The sequence below is a fragment of the Arenibacter palladensis genome (assembly GCF_900129275.1).
Taxonomy (GTDB): Bacteria; Bacteroidota; Bacteroidia; order Flavobacteriales; family Flavobacteriaceae; genus Arenibacter; species Arenibacter palladensis.
Map to the genome: position 1 here is coordinate 24,615 of NZ_FQUX01000002.1, position 18,890 is coordinate 43,504.

The 18,890-nt window shown below is 36.2% G+C and carries 14 protein-coding genes, 1 tRNA gene and 1 pseudogene; 6 read left to right on the top strand and 10 right to left on the bottom strand.

All coding sequences use genetic code 11. From position 1 onward, the window contains the following. Nucleotides 1-56: 56 nt before the first annotated feature. Nucleotides 57-1,322 carry a WG repeat-containing protein gene (locus BUA60_RS06175; RefSeq protein WP_072860909.1) on the bottom strand — a complete coding sequence of 422 codons (1,266 nt, stop codon included), beginning with the start codon at nt 1,320-1,322 and terminating at the stop codon, nt 57-59. Nucleotides 1,323-1,995: 673 nt separating this feature from the next. Here BUA60_RS06175 and BUA60_RS06180 point away from each other — a divergent pair. The 4 genes from BUA60_RS06180 (at nt 1,996) to BUA60_RS06195 (ending at nt 5,493) form a co-directional block, all read left to right on the top strand. Continuing rightward, nucleotides 1,996-2,571, top strand: coding sequence for a Crp/Fnr family transcriptional regulator (locus BUA60_RS06180; RefSeq protein WP_072860910.1), 576 nt, complete (start codon nt 1,996-1,998; stop codon nt 2,569-2,571). Nucleotides 2,572-2,648: 77 nt separating this feature from the next. After that, the gene (locus BUA60_RS06185) at nt 2,649-3,143 is read left to right on the top strand and encodes a GlcG/HbpS family heme-binding protein (RefSeq protein WP_072860911.1); all 495 of its coding nucleotides are present in this window, start codon (nt 2,649-2,651) and stop codon (nt 3,141-3,143) included. 33 nt (nt 3,144-3,176) lie between these two features. Beyond that, the gene (locus BUA60_RS06190) at nt 3,177-4,700 is read left to right on the top strand and encodes a Dabb family protein (RefSeq protein ID WP_072860912.1); all 1,524 of its coding nucleotides are present in this window, start codon (nt 3,177-3,179) and stop codon (nt 4,698-4,700) included. 76 nt (nt 4,701-4,776) lie between these two features. Beyond that, on the top strand, nt 4,777-5,493 hold the full coding sequence (locus BUA60_RS06195) for a 3-ketoacyl-ACP reductase (protein ID WP_072860913.1): 717 nt from the start codon (nt 4,777-4,779) through the stop codon (nt 5,491-5,493). 225 nt (nt 5,494-5,718) lie between these two features. Here BUA60_RS06195 and BUA60_RS23425 read toward each other — a convergent pair. The 7 genes and pseudogenes from BUA60_RS23425 to BUA60_RS06230 form a co-directional block, all read right to left on the bottom strand. Beyond that, nucleotides 5,719-5,883, bottom strand: a pseudogene (locus BUA60_RS23425) (SCO family protein); the annotation flags it as partial. 124 nt (nt 5,884-6,007) lie between these two features. Beyond that, on the bottom strand, nt 6,008-6,805 hold the full coding sequence (locus tag BUA60_RS06200; RefSeq protein ID WP_072860914.1) for a class I SAM-dependent methyltransferase: 798 nt from the start codon (nt 6,803-6,805) through the stop codon (nt 6,008-6,010). Nucleotides 6,806-7,408: 603 nt separating this feature from the next. After that, nucleotides 7,409-9,403: a YjhG/YagF family D-xylonate dehydratase gene (locus BUA60_RS06205; RefSeq protein ID WP_072860915.1), complete on the bottom strand. Its 1,995-nt coding sequence runs from the start codon at nt 9,401-9,403 to the stop codon at nt 7,409-7,411. A gap of 1,022 nt (nt 9,404-10,425) precedes the next feature. Further along, nucleotides 10,426-13,815: a thiamine pyrophosphate-dependent enzyme gene (locus BUA60_RS06215; protein WP_072860917.1), complete on the bottom strand. Its 3,390-nt coding sequence runs from the start codon at nt 13,813-13,815 to the stop codon at nt 10,426-10,428. Between the two features lie 84 nt (nt 13,816-13,899). Further along, complete coding sequence (locus BUA60_RS06220) at nt 13,900-14,457, bottom strand: OsmC family protein (RefSeq protein WP_072860918.1); 558 nt, start codon at nt 14,455-14,457, stop codon at nt 13,900-13,902. 325 nt (nt 14,458-14,782) lie between these two features. After that, nucleotides 14,783-15,652: a helix-turn-helix domain-containing protein gene (locus tag BUA60_RS06225; RefSeq protein ID WP_072860919.1), complete on the bottom strand. Its 870-nt coding sequence runs from the start codon at nt 15,650-15,652 to the stop codon at nt 14,783-14,785. A gap of 653 nt (nt 15,653-16,305) precedes the next feature. Further along, nucleotides 16,306-16,379, bottom strand: a tRNA-Met gene (locus BUA60_RS06230). 135 nt (nt 16,380-16,514) lie between these two features. Between BUA60_RS06230 and BUA60_RS06235 the strand changes: the two genes are divergently transcribed. Together BUA60_RS06235 and BUA60_RS06240 are read left to right on the top strand one after the other, a co-directional pair. Further along, nucleotides 16,515-16,898: an START-like domain-containing protein gene (locus BUA60_RS06235; RefSeq protein ID WP_072860920.1), complete on the top strand. Its 384-nt coding sequence runs from the start codon at nt 16,515-16,517 to the stop codon at nt 16,896-16,898. A gap of 54 nt (nt 16,899-16,952) precedes the next feature. After that, the gene (locus BUA60_RS06240) at nt 16,953-17,798 is read left to right on the top strand and encodes an aminotransferase class IV (RefSeq protein WP_072860921.1); all 846 of its coding nucleotides are present in this window, start codon (nt 16,953-16,955) and stop codon (nt 17,796-17,798) included. 10 nt (nt 17,799-17,808) lie between these two features. On the opposite strand, the gene BUA60_RS06245 is transcribed toward BUA60_RS06240, so the two are convergent. Both BUA60_RS06245 and BUA60_RS06250 read right to left on the bottom strand, forming a co-directional pair. Continuing rightward, nucleotides 17,809-18,369: a YqgE/AlgH family protein gene (locus tag BUA60_RS06245; RefSeq protein ID WP_072860922.1), complete on the bottom strand. Its 561-nt coding sequence runs from the start codon at nt 18,367-18,369 to the stop codon at nt 17,809-17,811. A gap of 114 nt (nt 18,370-18,483) precedes the next feature. Further along, nucleotides 18,484-18,756 carry an HU family DNA-binding protein gene (locus BUA60_RS06250; RefSeq protein WP_031443811.1) on the bottom strand — a complete coding sequence of 91 codons (273 nt, stop codon included), beginning with the start codon at nt 18,754-18,756 and terminating at the stop codon, nt 18,484-18,486. Nucleotides 18,757-18,890 lie beyond the last annotated feature (134 nt).

Sequence of the window (18,890 nt, forward strand, 5' to 3'; positions counted from 1 at the left end):
AGTAGGCGAGTACTAGCAATAAATAATACATGGTATTGTGCGTAGACTTTATTTTTTTACCATTTAGATTTTTCACCTTTTACCATTACAAAAATTCCATTATCATCAATGTAGCCTTCAATTACATCGCCGTATGTATTTGACTTTTGATATATTGCATGAGCCAAATTTGATATAATATCAAATTTATTATTCTCTGGTTTTAAAACGTCAATTCTAAATGTCCCATAGAAAGCTCTCTTGTTTTTTACATCTAAATAGCCTACAACATTCATCCCTTTATCAGGTAAAAAACTAAATTTTATTTTTGAGGATTTATCAAAATAATATGGATTATTAGCTTCAGAACGAGAATTATAATATTGAGGTAATCCTAAACTTATACTTCTCATGTTTTCCTTGATTCCATATTCTTTCATTAATTCATCTGGGGTAATCATTTTATTTGTTCGACTGTCCATAATTGAAACTTTGCCATTCTGTCTTATCGAATATCCATTATATAATGGTCCATATTGTTCTGTATCATTGGTATAAATCACTTTACCCGTTTTGTCAATAAAGGAGTAGGTTCTATAGTCATTATAAAAAACAGTGGCCATACCCTCATTAAAATCAGAAGGTTTTTGTGAAAACTGAAGCGGTATAACCAATTTGCCATTAGTATCAATAAAACCATATTTGATTTTTCCAAATTCATCTTTTTTTCCAACTGCTGCAAGTCCTTCAGAGAAATTGAAAACGTCGTCATAAATAGCATTTATTATAATTTTATTTTCTAAATTCTTAAATCCATGTTTATAACCACTTTGAAAAGGAATGAGTCCATCTGTTATTTTACCATAAAAATCGGCATTTTGAAGTTCGGTAATAATATGTTTTTTTCCATTTTTGTCAATAAAATGATATGTTGAACCTGAACGGTCACTAAAATCTTTTATCCGAATGTAATTACCTATAACTTCTGGTGTTACCCCACTTTTATATGGTACATCGTAATAGTCTCCTTTTCCATTCATAAAACCCGAAAACATATAATTTTTATTAATTAGAAAGAAGCCATTTTTTGATTTGCTATAATCAAATTCATATTTATTATAAGGTGCTAAATACATTCCTTTAGAATCAATGAGGGCTGTAGAGTTACCTTTTTTAATAATCGCAGCACCTTCATACATTGGAAAAAGTTGTTCCGCATCCAGAATTACAGCATTTTGAGATATTGAACCTGGTTTTAATCTTGAACTATCATTTTGACCATAAAAAAATAAACTTGTAAAAATGCATAAGGACAACACCAAAGTTTTTGCTTTTGTTTTCATAATCATTATTGGTTGAATTAATTATTTACTTTTTCATTCAGCTTAGCCACAACAATTGCATTTCATCATTGATGCTATACTACTTATAGCAAGCTATAAAACAACTAGGCCGCAACTCGATATGTTTGAGTATACTAATAAATTAAATAAAAAGTTCTGTGTTGGGCAGCGGGGGGAGTACTACAACCAGGAATTTGATTCTAACCTTCTAAGTTAGCAAATATTGGTTTTGGTATTTTGCAAATCGATAAAGAGCGGAATTAACCGTTGAATGGTTAGTGGAGCTGAAAGTTATAATGATGTAAGTTGAATGTTATAATGTTGAAAGTTTTAAAGTTCACATCTGCGCTATACCAGATGCAAAATTGGCCAGACATTGAGGTAGTGAGGTAGAGGAGGGCTCAAAGCTGGGAGTATTTGCATAGCGGGGTGAGTTCGAGGTTCAAGGTTTAAGGTTTAAGGTTCAAGGTCCAAGGTCCAAGGTTTAAAGCAGTAAGTTTGAAAGTTCAAGGTTTTAAGAAGTATTTGGCAATTGGTTGCTATTTTTTGTCCGTTTGCCCATTCCGCCCCAAATTAACTTTCAATTTAATATCTTTAAAAAATCGGCCAGTGAAGGGGCTATATATTTAAATGATAGAACGAAGCCTTAACGCGTTTAAGTGATCTAAAATCTATGTCTTACGATATACTAAAACAACACTTAAAGAAACATGTAGATCTGTCCACTGCGGATCTAGACCTTATTTCTAGCTACTTTAAACCTGCTAGTTTAAAGAAAAAGGAATTTTTATTGACCCAAGGCAGTATCTGTAAAATGGAAGGCTTTGTATTGGATGGCTGCTTTAGAGTTTTCACCTTCGATAAAAAAGGAAATGAGAACACCCTATATTTTGCCACCAAAGATTGGTGGCTCATGGATATTGATAGTTTTATGAATCAGACCCCGTCCGACCTGAACATACAGGCCTTGGAAGACAGCAAGGTCCTTTTAATTGACAGGCAGGATAAAATGGCGCTCTATGAATTGCTTCCCATTGTTGAAAAACTTTTTCGTATAATATTTCAAAAGGGACTGGTTTCATGGCAAAGACGGCTAGTGCGCAATCATAGCTTTACTTCAAAAGAACGATATTTCCATTTTATACAGACCTATCCCGACATCTCCTCCAAACTTATGGATAAACAAATTGCCAGCTATCTGGGGATTAGTCACGAGTTTTTAAGCAAAATCAAAAAAAATAAAAAATAATATTCCCCAGTTGAACTTGTTCAACTCTTTTGCCACCTTCATTCGAGATATTTGCATTGCTTAAAATGTAAATAACCATGAAAAACAAAGTTCCATTATCAAAAAGTATTACCTTTTTAATGCTATTAATTCTAGTAGGTACAGGGCCGGCTTTTGGGCAATCCACGACCGATATTCCACACGAAGATGCCTTAAAGGCCGTATTGGCCGCTAAGAAAAAAGCGGAACAATTGGATGTACTGGTAAATATTGCAGTGGTCGATGCAGGAGCTAACCTAAAGGCTTTTGTCCGTATGGACGGTTCCTATTTGGGAAGTATAGACGTAGCGATCAAAAAAGCGAAAACATCGCGCTATTTTGACATTAATACGGGCGATCTGGGGAAGCTTACCCAACCTGGGGGCATTATCTACAATATTGAACTTTCCAATGACGGACTCGTTACCTTTCCAGGGGGAGTTCCCATAAAAAATGAAGCTGGAAAAATCATTGGTGCCATTGGGGTTAGCGGTGGTACTATTGAGCAGGATCACGACATTGCTACTGTTGGAGCAATGGCCATCTTGGATTAAACAATCTATTAAATTTTAAAAAAGCTTAATATCATGAAGATCATAAAAATATCCGTCGCTTTCATCTCACTACTAATATTCCAAATTAGCTGGTCTCAGTCCACAGACGATGTAATGCCTTATTTGCAGGATTTTAAGAGCATATCCGCCAATAATACGGTTACCATAACCAGTTATGAAAAAGAAGGTGCCCATTATGTGTATGCAGGTGGGTTTGGGGGGATTGATATATTTAGCTTAGACAAAGAAGGCAAACTAATGCCCATAGGTGCCCAAGAGCTCTATAAACAAGATGGACCTGCTAGGGGAATGGTCGCCGGAAGTATTAAGGGTACGGACTTTTTATTTGTAGCCAATAAATATGGTAACGCCATAGAGACATTTAAAATCTTGGATAATGGAACCCTGGAACAGGTTTCCCTAACCAAGGATACCGATAAGACACATCTAGGTATTGCCATTACCTTACAGCTGGTGCATATGCAACAGTCATCCTATCTCTTTATTGGAGGCCTGGAAGAAACACCCGGCCTAAGTAGTTTTAAAATTCAGCCCGATGGAAAACTGACCCATGTACAATCCATGGCAGATGATGATAAGATTTTCACGGACGGTATCATTGGAATGTACACCCATAAAATTAAGGGAAAAACATTTTTATATACCGGAGGATTTCAAGACAATGGTGTAAGTAGTTTTAGAGTGTATGAAAACGGTTCCTTCAAAAATATCAACAATATTGGGGACAATACCACCGATAGATACTTAACGGGAGCCTACCCCGTAACTGGGGTAAATTTGGGAGAGAATTATTATGTCATTGTAGGTCATAGACACCATAAATATTATGAAAGAAATGGTTTTATTAAAAATACCGACTTTGTATACCACGGTGATGGGGTAAGTGTTTTTAAAATAAACAGAAAAGGAGCTTTAGTACCGCATTTTGTTTTAAAAGATGATGTAAACACCAAGTTACAAGGGCAAACAAGAATTGAGGTTGTTTCCGTTAAGGACAAGGAAGCTGTATTGGCAGTGGGTACCAGGGACGATGCCAGTATTCAACTTATAAAATTGGACGAAAACGGAACTTTGAAGCCCTTAAATTATTTGGAAACGGGGTTCTCCATTTACTACGGTCTAAGATCCCATCAAATAGAGGATGTAAACCTGCTCATTGCAGGCTCCAATAGGTTCGATTTAAAGAAGGTGGCCACCTACAAGGTTTTGCCCAAAATTGATAGGGGCGAAAAAGTTTTAAGGCATATAGTAAACCTAAAGTATAAGGAAGAAGCCTCCAAATCACAAATTGATGAAGCCGTTACCGTTTTTGAAAATCTTAAAAACGAAATCCCAGAAATTGAGAAAATAGAATGGGGGGTGAACGATAGTAAAGAAGGGGCCAGCAAAGGTTTGACCCATACTTTCATCCTCACCTTCAAGGACGACCACGCCAGGGAAATTTACCTTTTTCACGAGGCTCATATAGCCTTGGTAAATAAAATAGGCCCCATAATAGCCGATGTTTTGGTGATGGATTATTGGACAGAAGAGTAGTAGTAAAAAAAATAGTCAATTCATTTCCTGTGAACCGCAGCGGAAGTTTGAACACCAATATATAAATAGATTAAAAATGAAAAGTTTACAAAATAAAAAGGCAATTATAACCGGAGGCGGTAGGGGATTGGGAAAAGCAACTGCCTTGGCATTTGCCAAAGAAGGCGTAGATTTGGCTATTACGGGTAGGAATGAAAAGGTACTAAAAGAAACCGTTGCCGAATTGGAAACATTTGGTATTAAGGCCATCTATTCCGTATTTGACGTAGGTAATTATGAGGAAGTGCAAAAGAGTATCAAAATCATAATAAAGACCTTGGGGACTGTTGATATTTTGGTCAACAATGCGGGAATGGCGGCCATAGGCTCGTTCAATGAAATGGAAGTGGGCACATGGAGTAAAATTATCCAGACCAATCTGATGGGGATGTATTATGTTACCAAAGAAGTATTGCCCCATCTAATTGCTAAGAATGAAGGAGATATTATTAATGTATCTTCTACGGCAGGTTTAAACGGAAATGCGAACGTGTCGGCTTACTCGGCATCAAAATTTGCTGTAATAGGCATGTCCGAATCGCTTATGAAGGAAGTCCGCAAAAACAATATTAGGGTAATCACCCTAACGCCGAGTACCATAGAATCTGAAATGACCATAGAACTGGGCATGTTAAGCAAAGGCTCTGATAATGTATTGCAGCCGGAAGATTTTTCGGAATTGATCCTAGCGGGTCTAAAACTTCCAAGAAGGGCAATGCTTAAGAGTGCCGCCTTATGGACTACCAATCCCTAAATAGAATTGAAAGCGGTCTGGACAGCGCGACTTTGGAAAGTGCATAGATGTATTGAAATGTTAAAGTAGCCTAGATTTTATAATCTTATGTTTTGTAGCGAGAACTAGAGTTGTTTTCGTGACCACTAGGTTATGGATTCCTAAATGGATTCTTGAAACCCTCAATGTACATGTCTTTCCAGCTTATTTGGAAATAAAACATTTCCAAATAATATTACAACCCTTTTATCTTTTATAACAAAGCGCGTTGCTATATGTCCCACCGCTGACGCTTGAACTAGCGGGGGGTTTTGGGCAGATACCTAGGCAGATTTTAAAAAAGAAATGGACTACATAAATCTTTCCTTCAAAGGTTTCATTGGTAATGTTTTCCCAGTTTTGATAGGTAAACGAAAAATCCGGACTGTCAGCTTTTTAGCGTTGAGGATTTATCGAGTACACAAAAAACAAGTAACCCACCGAAACGACCGTTCGGTATGGTGGGTTAATTAGACAACTTTTCATCCAAAGCTTATTATTTTTCACCATATCCTATTATTGCCGAATGTGGAAATGAATAGCCTTTTCCTTTTTTAAAGGAATCACAATTCTTAACAAAGTCGTTCTTAATATCATCTTGCTTATCTTCAGGGAATAAGTGTAAATTGCCCCAATCCCAACACCCAGTAATTAAAGGGTCGAGAGTATCCATATTCCAACTTGTATCTAGTTTTTCTAATGCGAAATTTTTTAAACTAGCTTTTGTTACGATTTCATTATAAGTGTCAAAATCTGTAACTCCAAATAGTGGTCCGTGAGGTAGGGCAGACAATTCGTGATGATTTGCGAAAGCTTGAAAAAAAGCTCCTAATGAACTTTGTTCTTCATTGGCCCCCCAAACTGCAAAAGCAAATTTTCCTTTTGGTTTTAAAACTCTATTTATCTCTTTAAAAACTTTATTTGGTTCCGCAAAATGATGTACAACAAAATTTGCTATTACAACATCCATTGAGCTATCTTCTAATGGGATATTTTCGGCATCGGATTGTTTAAATGTGATACTCTGATAGGCTGAATTGGCTTGGTCTATCATTTTTTGAGAAAAATCTATTCCAATAACTTTTGCTCCAGCTCCACTAATTTTAATTGTTGAGTTTCCAGCACCACAACCTATGTCTAATACATTAACATTGGAACCTACATTGGTTTTACTCATTAATAGAGGTAGTGTTTCATTGGTTAAAGTTGCCCAAGTTTCGTTATAACTTGGTGAGCATCTCGTCCAAGTTTCTAATTCATATTCTCGTACAGCTTTGTAGTTTGATTGTTCCATAATGTTAAATTTATAAAATTAGCCTTGTTTCAAATTTTTGGTAACAATTGGATATAGGTATTAACTATATATCAATTATAAAAACTACAAGCATACAAGCCATTACCTAAATACATTGCTGTATCCTACAATTCTTATTGATCCAATATAATTTTCTGAGTTGGGCAGCGGAGGGAGTACTACAACCAAAAGTATGTTACTCACTGTCTAAGGTAACAAATATTACTTCAGGTAGTGGCTATATCGGTGAAGTACGGAATTAGCCGTTGAAAGGTAAGTGGAGTTGAAAGTTATAATGCTATAAGTTGAATGTTATAATGTTGAAAGTTTTAAAGTTCACATCTGCGCCATACCAGATGCAAAATTGGCCAGACATTGAGGTAGTGAAGTAGGGGAGGGCTCAAAGCTGGGAGATTTGTCGTGGCGTAGTAGAACTCGTAATCTCCGAGTTGTGAATTTCTTTTTGGATTTTTGTAACCCTTTATTTAGAGGGCTTTCCAGATTGACTTTTTAACTTCTGGTAACACAACGAATTATAGTATGTCGCCGTCCCTGCAGGGTAGGGGCAGATATGCGTCCATTCGTATTGTTATGTGTTTATTCTTATTTTAAAGCATCAATTCCTGCTTTCACAATTTTTAAGATCCGATCGGCATCCTGTACGCATCCTTCCCATATACCGCTCTGCGTCGCTGCCCAAATTTTAATATCATTGGGCAATTCTGGATGTGGTCGAAGTTCTGGGTGTGGTGATCTGCTTGAAAACAATTGTGCTATTTCGGCTTCACTTAGTTCGGCATTGGGATCGCTATGCGAGGCTATAAGATTTATGCTTCCACTTAGATTATCGCAATCAATTTTAATTTCAATGACATCTCCATCTTGAACCTTACCAATAGGTCCTCCTACTAGTGCTTCTGGACCAACATGTCCGATACATGCGCCGGTGGAAACGCCAGAAAAACGTCCGTCGGTAATCAGTGCTATCTCTTTTCCAAAGGATAACTGTTTTAGAGCGCCGGTGATTTGGAAGGTTTCCTCCATTCCGGTGCCACTTGGTCCTGTCCCCATCAATATGATAATATGACCAGGCTTTACCTCTCCTTGATTAATGGCCTTAATGGCATTTGCTTCAGAGACAAATACTTTGGCAACTCCTTTTTTATAGTATATACCGTTGTCATCGATCATTTCTGGAGCGATGGCACCGCTTTTGATCAGCGCTCCTTCTGGTGCCAAATTTCCGGTGGGGAAAGTCAAGGTGCTTTTCATGTCCGCCTTCTTCGCCGCTTCCGGAGATAGTATCACGTTATCAGGATGTGCATCTGGATTAAATGTTTGGAGGTTAAATCGTACTTGTTGGCGTCTATTTCTTTTATTCTCCGCTTCCCAAGAGAACATTTTACCGCCCTGCTCCCAGACATCCAAATTTTCGCCCAATGTTTTGCCTGTAACGGTGAGGCAATCTTCTTTAAGTAGACCTAATTTTCGCAAATGTAACATTACCTCAGGTACTCCTCCGGCAGCATATACGTGTGCTGTGGAATACTTCCCCGCTGGGAGCACATTGACCAATCGTGGCGTTTTTCGGTTAATATTCTCCCACTCTTCCCGAGTAGGCATAGGTAGTCCCGCTGCATGGGCTATAGCCGGGATATGTAGTAAGAGGTTGGTAGACCCACCAAAAGCTGCATGCACTACCATAGCATTGTACACGGCATCTTGAGTGAGGATCTGACTGGTATAGATATTGTTTTTTGCCAGATTTACGAGAGCAATGGCCGAATCTTTAGCAAGGGCATACCAAATCTTCCCTCCAGAGGGGGCAAGTGCCGAATGTGGCAATGCCATTCCCAATGCTTCCGCTACGACTTGGGAGGTGGCTGCCGTTCCCAAAAAATGACAACCTCCACCTGGTGTCCCACAAGAAGCACATCCATGGGATTGTGCCTCTTGCAATGATATTTCTTTATGGGAAACAAGCGATGGTAAAGACTGTACCGAACCCAAATCTTTGATTCCTTTGGCGATCAATGTCACTCCGCCGGGCATGATAATCGTTGGTAAATTGGATTCATTGGCCAATGACATCATCATAGCAGGTAGGCCTTTGTCACAAGTAGCGATGCCCATTACGCCTTTGCGATTGGGCAAAGAGCGTCTTAAATCTCCTAAAACTGTGGCGGCATGATTGCGATAGGCCAATGAATTCATCATGCCTGTAGTGCCTTGGGTACGTCCATCACACGGATCGGATACAGATACATAATAGGGTTTGGTAAAGAGGTTTTTGAAAGCACTTGCTGCAACTTTTGCGGCATCCCCCAATTCAAAATGTCCTGAATGCATGCCCAGTGCCAGGGTCTCTTCACCGTTCTTTAATCCACCCGCAGTACTCATTATAAGGAATTCTGACTGATTTACATCATCTGGATTCCACTTCATCCCAGCATCCTGTATTTTGCCAAAGATGTCACCACTGGGCTTGTTTTCATAGTCTTCCCGTGATATCGGTAATAGCCCTTTTCTTGGGGTAACTTCCAAAGGGAAATAAAAGGGACTGTTCTCTTGGAAGTGCTCTTTATCGTTATTGCTCATATATATTTAAAATCGTGATACGAAGGTCTTAAGTTAGTCTATACTATTAAAAGGATAAAAATATTTTTCCAAAGGATATGTTCTTTTTATTTTAAACTGCATCACATTTACCTACGCCAAAAGTGAGGGACAGCTTAAGCAACAGGAATAAGGAGCTTAGGAGGTGAGCAATTATCTGTCAAGAACGATTTGCTGTATTGTTAATTGCACATAGCGTGTTAGTATATGGTTAGATGAGTGTTTTAAGCACTTAAATTAGCAAATAAAAACCGAACCTGCCAGCCAGTAGACCTATAGAAAATCCGTCCTCCCAAGCTTTTGGCCGTAGGAGGATTTTCGTAAGTACGTTAGAACTAGCAAACCACCAGTCCGCCCGTGCTGGCAAGGACGTGAACGACTCTGTCGGGCCGGTTAAATATACACATTGTTGTCCACTAGCTTTTATTTTATTTGTTTCAATAGGTCATCATATTTATTTGCGGAAGTTTAGTTTTAATTACTTCTTAAATGAATTACACAAAATTTTAAAAGAAGTGAAATGTTGTTTGCGAAAGTATTTTGCATTAAGAGAAGAGGTAAATAAAAAATCCCTTCAGCTAAAATATTTTTTTTAGTATTTCTATGTATTATTTAATTGGCATATAAAGGTATGTTTTCTGATTTATTCGTCTTTTATAAAAAGGTGTCTGATGCCATTGATAAGCTTGATGTTGTTGCGCGCTCATGCTAAACAATATAAACTATTTCGTTTTCAATAGACATATTATCAAGTACTAAAACAGTACTTTTTATAAAGAAATGCTTAATCAATTTACACATGAATTCTTTAATTTCATTAAGCCCTTTATAAATTTTTCCAAGTGTAATCACTAATGATTTATGGGTATAATTATACAGGATAGCTTCTATATCATTTTCAAACAAAGTGTCTAAATATTCTACTACAATTCCTTCTGAGAGTGGAATAACGATTGCTTTTTCTAAAGTTTAATCACCTATTTCTATGGATTTAGGTTTTATTTTCATGAATATGACAAGGATTTATATTTCTGAAAACGCTTGTCTATATTGATCTGTAGTTTATTTATTAATTGGTTATTTGTTGATTTGAGCAATCTATCAAATCGTTTTTCCATTTTTAAATAATCTTCAATTTTTAGTGTTGGTTGATTTGAATCGAGCTGAAATGACTTCAATTTTCTTGGGTCATTTCTATATAGCAACCATTGGGCAGATGCAACTGCTGCTTTATGATACTGACTTGGATTTCTCATGTCAATACCATGAGAATTACTATGGCAATAGGCTATAATTACTGATGGACCATCAAAACTTTCGGCTTCTTTAAAAGCCTTTAATGTTTGTTCTTGGTTTGCGCCCATTGCAACTGAAGCCACATAAACATCCTCATAAGTCATTGCCATTAATCCTAAATCTTTTTTTTGTTTTGCTTTGCCTAAATGGGCAAATTTAGCTGATGCTCCAAATGGTGTTGCCTTAGACATTTGCCCACCTGTATTGGAATACACTTCGTTGTCCAAAATTAGAATATTTACGTTTTTACCAGATGCAATAACATGGTCCAAACCTCCAAAACCAATATCGTATGCCCAACCATCACCACCAACACACCAAACACTTTTCTTAACTAAAGCATCTGCACAACGATTAAGTTCATCGGCATCACTAGTTTTAATTTTATTAAGAATTTCTTTTAGTTGCGTTACTCTATTTTGTTGTTTAATAATTTCAATTTCTGAATGTTGTTTTGCTGTGATAATATCATGTACTAAATCAAAATCAAGGAATTGCATCATTTTTTTAAGCAAAGTTCTTGCTTCGTATTCTTTTTGGTCTAATGATAATCTAAACCCTAAACCAAATTCCGCATTATCCTCAAATAATGAATTTGACCATACAGGACCTTTTCCTGCTTTGTTTTTTGCCCAAGGTGTTGTTGGTAATGCTGCACCAAAAATTGAACTTGAACCTGTGGCATTAGCAATTAACAGTCTGTCTCCAAATAATTGTGATAATAATTTAAAATATGGGGCTTCACCACAACCATTATCTCCATTTGAATATTCAAATAATGGTTCTTGTAGTTGTTGCTGACTAACTTTAGAAGTATCAATAATAGTCCTATCCAATTTTGGAAGGGTATCAAAATATCTCCAATATTCATTATTTAAATCCGACTTATCTGCCATAAATAATGCCTTTTCCGAACAGGCATCAATACAATTATTACATGCATTGCATTGGTTAGAATTAACTTGAATAGTAAAATTCATTAAGTCAAAATCGTTTGAAATTACAGATTTGAAACCTTGCGGAACTTCTTCTAAATTTTCATCTTCATATACTTTCATTCTTATGGCACTTTGTGGACATGCCATACTACAAGCACCACATTGGGTACAGCTATTTGGATTCCATTTAGGTATCGTCGTCGTGTTTGTATTTGGGTTATAAATTGAAGTATTCGTTGGATAGGTGCCATCAACTGGCAATTCGCTTACAGAAACATTATTTCCATTATTTGCTAATAATTTACCTAAAAGTGTCGTTGCAAAATCTTTATCATCTTCAATTGAAATCGTATCAAAATTCGTTTGAATTGAAGTATCAACTTTTATGAATTGCTTTTTTATTTCTGCTAAAGTAGAATTCTCAATAAGTTCATTTATTAAAGCAAGAAAACAAGCTTGAAGAGAAGAAATTGAATGATTTTCAATGTTATAACTTTCTTTTAAATTATTACTATTCACAATAATAAGCGTTATCTCTTTTTGGATAATTTGTTCCTGTATTTCTACTGGAAGTGTCTGCCAAAATGCTTTGGTCCGAAGTGAAGTTGCAACCAAAAGTGTTCCGTTTTGTCTTATGTTTTTTAACACATTGTCATTTACAATGAAGTACACATTTTGGCAAACAATAAAATCGGCATTATTAATTAAATAAGGTGCTTTAATGGGTTTTGAATCTAGTCGTAAATGCATCACATTTCTGGATTCTGATTTTTTATAATCAGCTTCTGAATACGATTGAACGTACTGGTCTGTTGTGTTTCCAATCAGTTCTGACACACAATTGAACTTGTTTTTATTATTTAATGATTGATGTTGATAGAATAATGCTTGGTAAGTTCCTATATTGATTTTGAATTCTTCGGCGTACGATAAACTTAAGTTAGTAAGGTCATCGAAAATACCAATTGTGAAATTGTTTTTTGGTTGAAGGGATTTTAAATTATTAAATACGGATTTCACCATATTTGGTGTAAACTCTTTTGATGACAAACCATAACGACCTCCAACAATTTTGGGAAATATTGAGATTTCTTTATTTTGAAAGGCTTCGAAAATAGATTGAACTACATCCAAATATAAAGGTTCTCCTGTTGCACCAGGTTCTTTTGTTCGGTCTAAAACAGCAATCGATTTTACGGTTTCCGGTAAGGCTTTAATAATGTGTTTTTTACTGAAAGGTCTAAACAATCGTACTTTTATCAATCCGTACTTTTCACCATTGGCATTTAAATAATTAATAGTTTCTTCAACGGTTTCAGTTGATGAAGCCATTGAAATAATAATATATTCAGCATTTTTTGCTCCGACATAATCGAATATTTTGTAATGCCTTCCAGTAAATTCCGCGAAAGCATCCATTTTATTTTGAACAATATCAGGACACGAATTATAGTATGGATTCACTGCTTCTCTACTTTGAAAAAACACCTCTGCGCCTTGCGCTGTTCCCCTAATTACGGGATTGTTTGGATTTAAGGCTCTATTTCTATGATTTTGAATACATTCGAAATCCATCATTTCATTGATGATTGAATCTGAAATTTCTTCAATTTTAGAAGTTTCATGTGATGTTCTAAAACCATCGAAAAAGTGTATAAATGGGATTCTAGATTGTAAGGTTGCCGCTTGGGATATTAAAGCAAAATCCTGTGCTTCTTGTACTGAAGCTGATCCTAATATGGCGTAACCGGAACTTCTAACAGCCACAATATCACTATGGTCTCCAAAAACTGATAAGGCGTGGGTTGAAATACTTCTTGTTGCAACATGAATGACATTTGGCGTTAATTCGCCAGCAATCTTATACATGTTGGGCAGCATTAATAATAAACCTTGTGATGATGTAAACGTCGTAGATAAAGAGCCCGTTTGTAAAGCACCATGCATTGCACCAGCAACACCTGCTTCACTTTGCATTTCGAAGACAGAAGGTATAGTATTAAATATATTTTCTTGTTTTGTTGCACTCCATTGTTCTACTAATTCTGACATTTTTGAAGATGGCGTAATAGGATAAATAGCGCAAACCTCGTTGGTTTTATAAGCTATTCGTGCTACTGCTGTGTTACCACAAACGGTTATGTGTTTTTTAGTTTTCATTGTAATGAAGTGTAAGTTCTTCTACTTTTTGATTGAAATAAAAAAGACTACTCTAACTTTATAGAGTAGTCTTTTTTAAAGAAATTACTCTTTTACAATTTCGATTGTAACAGGTGTTGGATTAGTAATCATGTCGAATACAGGCGAAAATTTTGCCAAATTTTCCAATTGTTCAACAGTAGCATCCGATTTTACTTTTAGTTTAAAGTGAATGCCGTTAAATCCCTTACGAACTTCAGGATCCAATCCTAAAAAACCATGTAAGTCTGCTGTGCCTTTAATGTTAGATTCTGCGCCATCAATATCAATTCCATTTGCTGCAGCATGATAAACCATGGCTCCAGTTAAACAAGAACTTAAAGCATGAAGTACTACTTCTGGTGGTGTAGCACCTTCGTCGGCTCCTAATAATACTTGTGGATGACTACATGCCAATGTGAAAGTTTCTTCACGTGTTGAGTCTTCTTGACCTGCACCATAGAATCCTTTAACACTAGACACACAATGTCCTCCTTCAATCCAATTGTTTTTGGCTCTGAATTCGAATTTAGCCAATTCTGGTTGATCTTGAATGTGACCAATTGTTTCTACTAATTGATCTACGTTTACTCCGTTTTTCATGTTTACTGTTGTTGCTTCCATTTTTTTAATATTTTAATTATTAATATTTGTTTGATACAAATGTATTGCGATTGCGAAGTGTAGGATTTACTCTAAAGTTCAAATTATTTGGTAAAAAGTTCAAAGCAAAAAAAAACCATCTTTTTATGGATGGTCATGGCTTAGAGATGCTTTTATGTAAGATTTCATTTGATTTCCGATAGTTCTTTATGGTCTTTTTTATGTGTTTCAGATTCAATATGACAAATGTATTCTGTATTTAAAGTCTTCGATTTACTTTAAAATTCGATTTGTTTGGTAAAAAGTTCAAGTTTAAAAAGAAAAGAAAATATCAGAAAAATAAAATCTAAAGATTGTAATGCTCTTTTCTGAACTGATTAGGGGGCAATTTGTATTTATTCTTAAAAGCACTATTAAAGTGTGAAGTATTCTTAAAACCACTTTCCCAACAGACATCATTGATATTTAAATCTTGGTTTTGTAGCAACATTTTGGCATACTCAAGACGTTTATTATTTAGCCACTTACCTGGTGTTTCTTTAAAATGATTTTGAAAATCTCTTTTAAAAGTGGACAAGCTTCTCCCGCATAAACGTGCATACTCTTCCAGCGTTAGATCACTTTGAAAATTTTTAATCATCACATCATTGAGATTAGTTTTTTCAACTTGTTGAATAGAATTAAAGAGTGCCACTAACTCTCTGTTTAATGGATCTATTGTTATATTAAATAAAAGCTCTTTAAATTTCATTTCTACCAGACCTTTTGGTATTTCTTTCCCAGCTTTTAAATAATTGAAAACTGTTAAAAAAAGCGAGCTTAAAGGGTCATTAACATTGATTTTATAAATTTGATTTTCTAGAAAGTCTGCTGAAGTTTTAGGCAGAGCTTCATGATGTTCTTTACAAAACCGTCTGATAAAATCGTCTGTAATAAAAAAAAGTAGGCTACAATAATTCTCTTCAAAATATTGCTTGGTTTTAAAAACACCTTTTCTAACAAAAACAGCATCCCCTTCTTTTAAACAATAGGTTTTATTTAAAGTTGTCCAATCTTTTCTGCCACTAACTATGTAAGCTAAAAATGGAATTTCTGTCCATAATTTAAAATTTTCCATTTCAATGGGGCAATTAAATTCAATAAACATGTAATCATCACTTATAATTTTATTGCAATGCTGGTTTGAAATGAAAAATTTCTTTAGGTCAAGTGCCATATTCCAAAATTAATAAAAACTGTAAATTACAACATTGCGCTTGTACACAACGGTTGAGCTAAGCATAGTGCAGAGGTACCCCGTCTGCTATACCAGCGGGCGCATTGGCGCGCTGGCCAGTTTCCGCCTGCCAAGCTTTTTGCCTACCTTCGCCCGAATGCAGTCAGGCAGGCGTTCGGGGGTGTATTTTTATCTTTTCATTTTAAAAGCCAAATTTTGAATATTTTGCTATCGCGTAATTTTCAATTTGACGGACTTCTTAAATATACAAAAACCATTGGATTTAGCCAGAATCCCGTATTAATTTTAGGCTCTGTTGTGTACTGTTTTCTTTAGAATATATCTATCAATTGCATGTCCACCTGCAAATAGCCAATTCCAGATTTCGGATAAATTCTGATGGTCCCAAGCAAAAATCCTGCAGCATGTGATAGTTCTTCAGCAAGGTTGCACTCACATTCATCATTTTCAAATAGTGGAGTGGAGAATCCCTGCTTGGTTTTTCAAAACCTTCTATTTGCAAGGCTTTACAGATGCTAGATTATGAAAATGTGTTCTAAAACGTGTTCAAGAAAAAGCCTTCTGCCAAATCTGGGCATAAAAAAACGGATCAGCTATTGCCAATCCGTTGATTTATATAAACTTAAGTTTTGTAGCGAGAACGAGAGTTGAACTCGTGACCTCCGGGTTATGAATCCGACGCTCTAACCAACTGAGCTACCTCGCCATGCCGTTTTTAACGGGTGCAAATATAAAGTTAATTTTCTGTCCTTTCCAAATTAGATTGCTAAAAATATTATCTCGGTTTTATTTTTTAATCATTTATAAATATATATATTGTCCGCCATAAACACTATTCAGAATGAGCGATAAAATTAAATTTGAAGTTGAATTTGTAATTCAATCCTCACCACAACTACTATATCAATATATATCTACCCCTTCCGGACTGTCCGAATGGTTCGCCGACAACGTTAATTCCCGAGGAGAAATGTTCAATTTTATTTGGGATGGCTCCGAGGAGCAGGCAAAATTATTAAAACGAAAGAGCGATGAATTTGTGAAATTTACCTGGGTGGCCGAAGAAGATGATAGTTTTTTCGAAATGCGTATTATCGTAGACGAAATTACCAAGGACGTGTCCCTCTTTATTACAGATTTTGCCTATGACGATGAAGTGGACGAGGCTAAAATGCTATGGGAGAACCAAGTATCCAGTTTAAAACAGGTATTGGGTTCCGCCTAAACCATTAATGGAATATAACGTATCTTTGGCCTTGATTTTTTCAAGGCTTTTTTTATGGTTAATTTTAATGGAAACCTACTTTCTAAAAACACATCTTACCTTAATCACGAAAATAGGGGACTGCGCTATGGCGATGCCCTGTTCGAAGCCATTAGGGTAGTAAACGGAAAAATATTCTTTTGGGAGGACCACTATCTTCGGCTTATGGCTTCCATGCGGATTTTGAGAATGGAAATCCCTATGAATTTTACCATGGAATATCTGGAAGAACAAATCTTGGCCTGTGTGGATGCCAATGGCATGTTGGAGAAACCGGCCAGGATACGATTTACCGTTTTTAGAAATAATGGCGGATTATATCTGCCGGAAACCAATGATGTGTCCTATATTATTGAGGCCAGTGCATTGGAATCCCCTTTCTTTATCCTAAATAATGATGCCTACGAAGTAGAGCTCTTTAAGGACTTTTATGTTAATCCGGACATGCTGTCTACCTTAAAGACCAATAATAAGGTAATCAACGTGGTGGGCAGTATTTTTGCTTCCGAGAACGGCTATCAGAACTGTTTGTTATTGAACCAGGAAAAAAAGGTGGTGGAAGCCCTTAATGGCAATCTCTTTTTGGTAAAGGACCAACATATTAAAACCCCATCCCTAAAGGACGGTTGTCTAAACGGTATTGTGCGTAAGAAACTCATTTCTATTTTAGGCTCCTTGGACAAGTATCAATTTGAAGAAACTTTTATTTCCCCCTTTGAGCTCCAAAAAGCCGATGAGCTGTTTATAACCAATGCCATTAGCGGTATACGGCCCATTACAAAATATAGAAAGAAAGAGTATGATACTAAGGTAGCTGCCGATTTATTGGGTAAACTTAATGCCGCCGCAAGGCTTAACTAAAGATCTATACTTAATTTAGGTTAGGATTTTCAGGGGCATTGGACCATATAAGGTAATTGCCGCCCAGTTCCATCATTTTTTCCTTCCAGAAAGCATTGGAGGATTTTTGGATAATGGCACTTTCGTAGACATTTTTTACTACTACCCATGATTTGGAATTCAATTCCTGGTCCAATTGCAAGGAGGACCAACCGGAATAGCCTAGAAAGAAACGGATATCGTTTTCAGAAATGACCTTATTGTTGATAAGGTCCACAATAGAGCCGAAATCCCCGCCCCAATAGATTCCGTCGGAAATCTCAATACTATTCTCTATCAATTCAGGAACCTTGTGGATAAAATAAAGATTGTCCTGTTCCACGGGACCGCCATTGTACACTTGAAAAGGCAGATCTATTTCGGTAACCAGATCGTTTATACTATAGTCCAAAGGCTTGTTCAAGATAAAACCAACAGATCCCTCATGGTTATGTTCCGCTAACAGGACTATAGACCTGTTAAAGGAAACATCCCCTGAAAGTGTTGGCTCAGCAATGAGCAATTTACCTTTTTTTGGCTTTTCAGCGACCATATTGTATGTTCTAGTATCCCTAAAATAAAACAAATCCGTTAATCTGAAAAGTCTTTTGTACAAAAAAAGCACTTCCGGTTAAAGAAGTGCTTTTGATGTATAATAATATTATGACTAGTTTACTGCACCGCTTAAATCAGCACCTGCTTTAAACTTCACTACATTTTTAGCTGCAATTTGGATAGTCTTTCCAGTTGATGGATTTCTACCTTCTCTTGCATTTCTTTTAGATACAGACCATGATCCGAAACCTACTAGAGATACTCTACCACCTTTTTTTAGAGAACCTTCAACGTTTCCTAAGAAAGATTCCAATGCCTTTTTGGCTGCTGCTTTAGTAATGCCAGCATCAGCTGCCATTGCATCGATTAATTCTGTTTTGTTCATAATTTCGATAAATTAAGTGTTATTAATTATAATTAAATACTTCAACAAATTTATACGGATTTGCCATTAACGCAAGTAAAATAGGGGGAAATCCGCAATTTTGTTGATAACTTGAAACGTTTGTTGATAAAGTA

Bases quoted from the DNA above. Each gene is read 5' to 3' on its own strand.
- BUA60_RS06215 (WP_072860917.1), bottom strand. From the start codon at position 13,815: ATGAAAACTAAAAAACACATAACCGTTTGTGGTAACACAGCAGTAGCA.
- BUA60_RS06175 (WP_072860909.1), bottom strand. From the start codon at position 1,322: ATGAAAACAAAAGCAAAAACTTTGGTGTTGTCCTTATGCATTTTTACA.
- BUA60_RS06195 (WP_072860913.1), top strand. From the start codon at position 4,777: ATGAAAAGTTTACAAAATAAAAAGGCAATTATAACCGGAGGCGGTAGG.
- BUA60_RS06185 (WP_072860911.1), top strand. From the start codon at position 2,649: ATGAAAAACAAAGTTCCATTATCAAAAAGTATTACCTTTTTAATGCTA.
- BUA60_RS06225 (WP_072860919.1), bottom strand. From the start codon at position 15,652: ATGGCACTTGACCTAAAGAAATTTTTCATTTCAAACCAGCATTGCAAT.
- BUA60_RS06240 (WP_072860921.1), top strand. From the start codon at position 16,953: ATGGTTAATTTTAATGGAAACCTACTTTCTAAAAACACATCTTACCTT.
- BUA60_RS06205 (WP_072860915.1), bottom strand. From the start codon at position 9,403: ATGAGCAATAACGATAAAGAGCACTTCCAAGAGAACAGTCCCTTTTAT.
- BUA60_RS06250 (WP_031443811.1), bottom strand. From the start codon at position 18,756: ATGAACAAAACAGAATTAATCGATGCAATGGCAGCTGATGCTGGCATT.
- BUA60_RS06220 (WP_072860918.1), bottom strand. From the start codon at position 14,457: ATGGAAGCAACAACAGTAAACATGAAAAACGGAGTAAACGTAGATCAA.
- BUA60_RS06180 (WP_072860910.1), top strand. From the start codon at position 1,996: ATGTCTTACGATATACTAAAACAACACTTAAAGAAACATGTAGATCTG.
- BUA60_RS06245 (WP_072860922.1), bottom strand. From the start codon at position 18,369: ATGGTCGCTGAAAAGCCAAAAAAAGGTAAATTGCTCATTGCTGAGCCA.
- BUA60_RS06235 (WP_072860920.1), top strand. From the start codon at position 16,515: ATGAGCGATAAAATTAAATTTGAAGTTGAATTTGTAATTCAATCCTCA.
- BUA60_RS06200 (WP_072860914.1), bottom strand. From the start codon at position 6,805: ATGGAACAATCAAACTACAAAGCTGTACGAGAATATGAATTAGAAACT.
- BUA60_RS06190 (WP_072860912.1), top strand. From the start codon at position 3,177: ATGAAGATCATAAAAATATCCGTCGCTTTCATCTCACTACTAATATTC.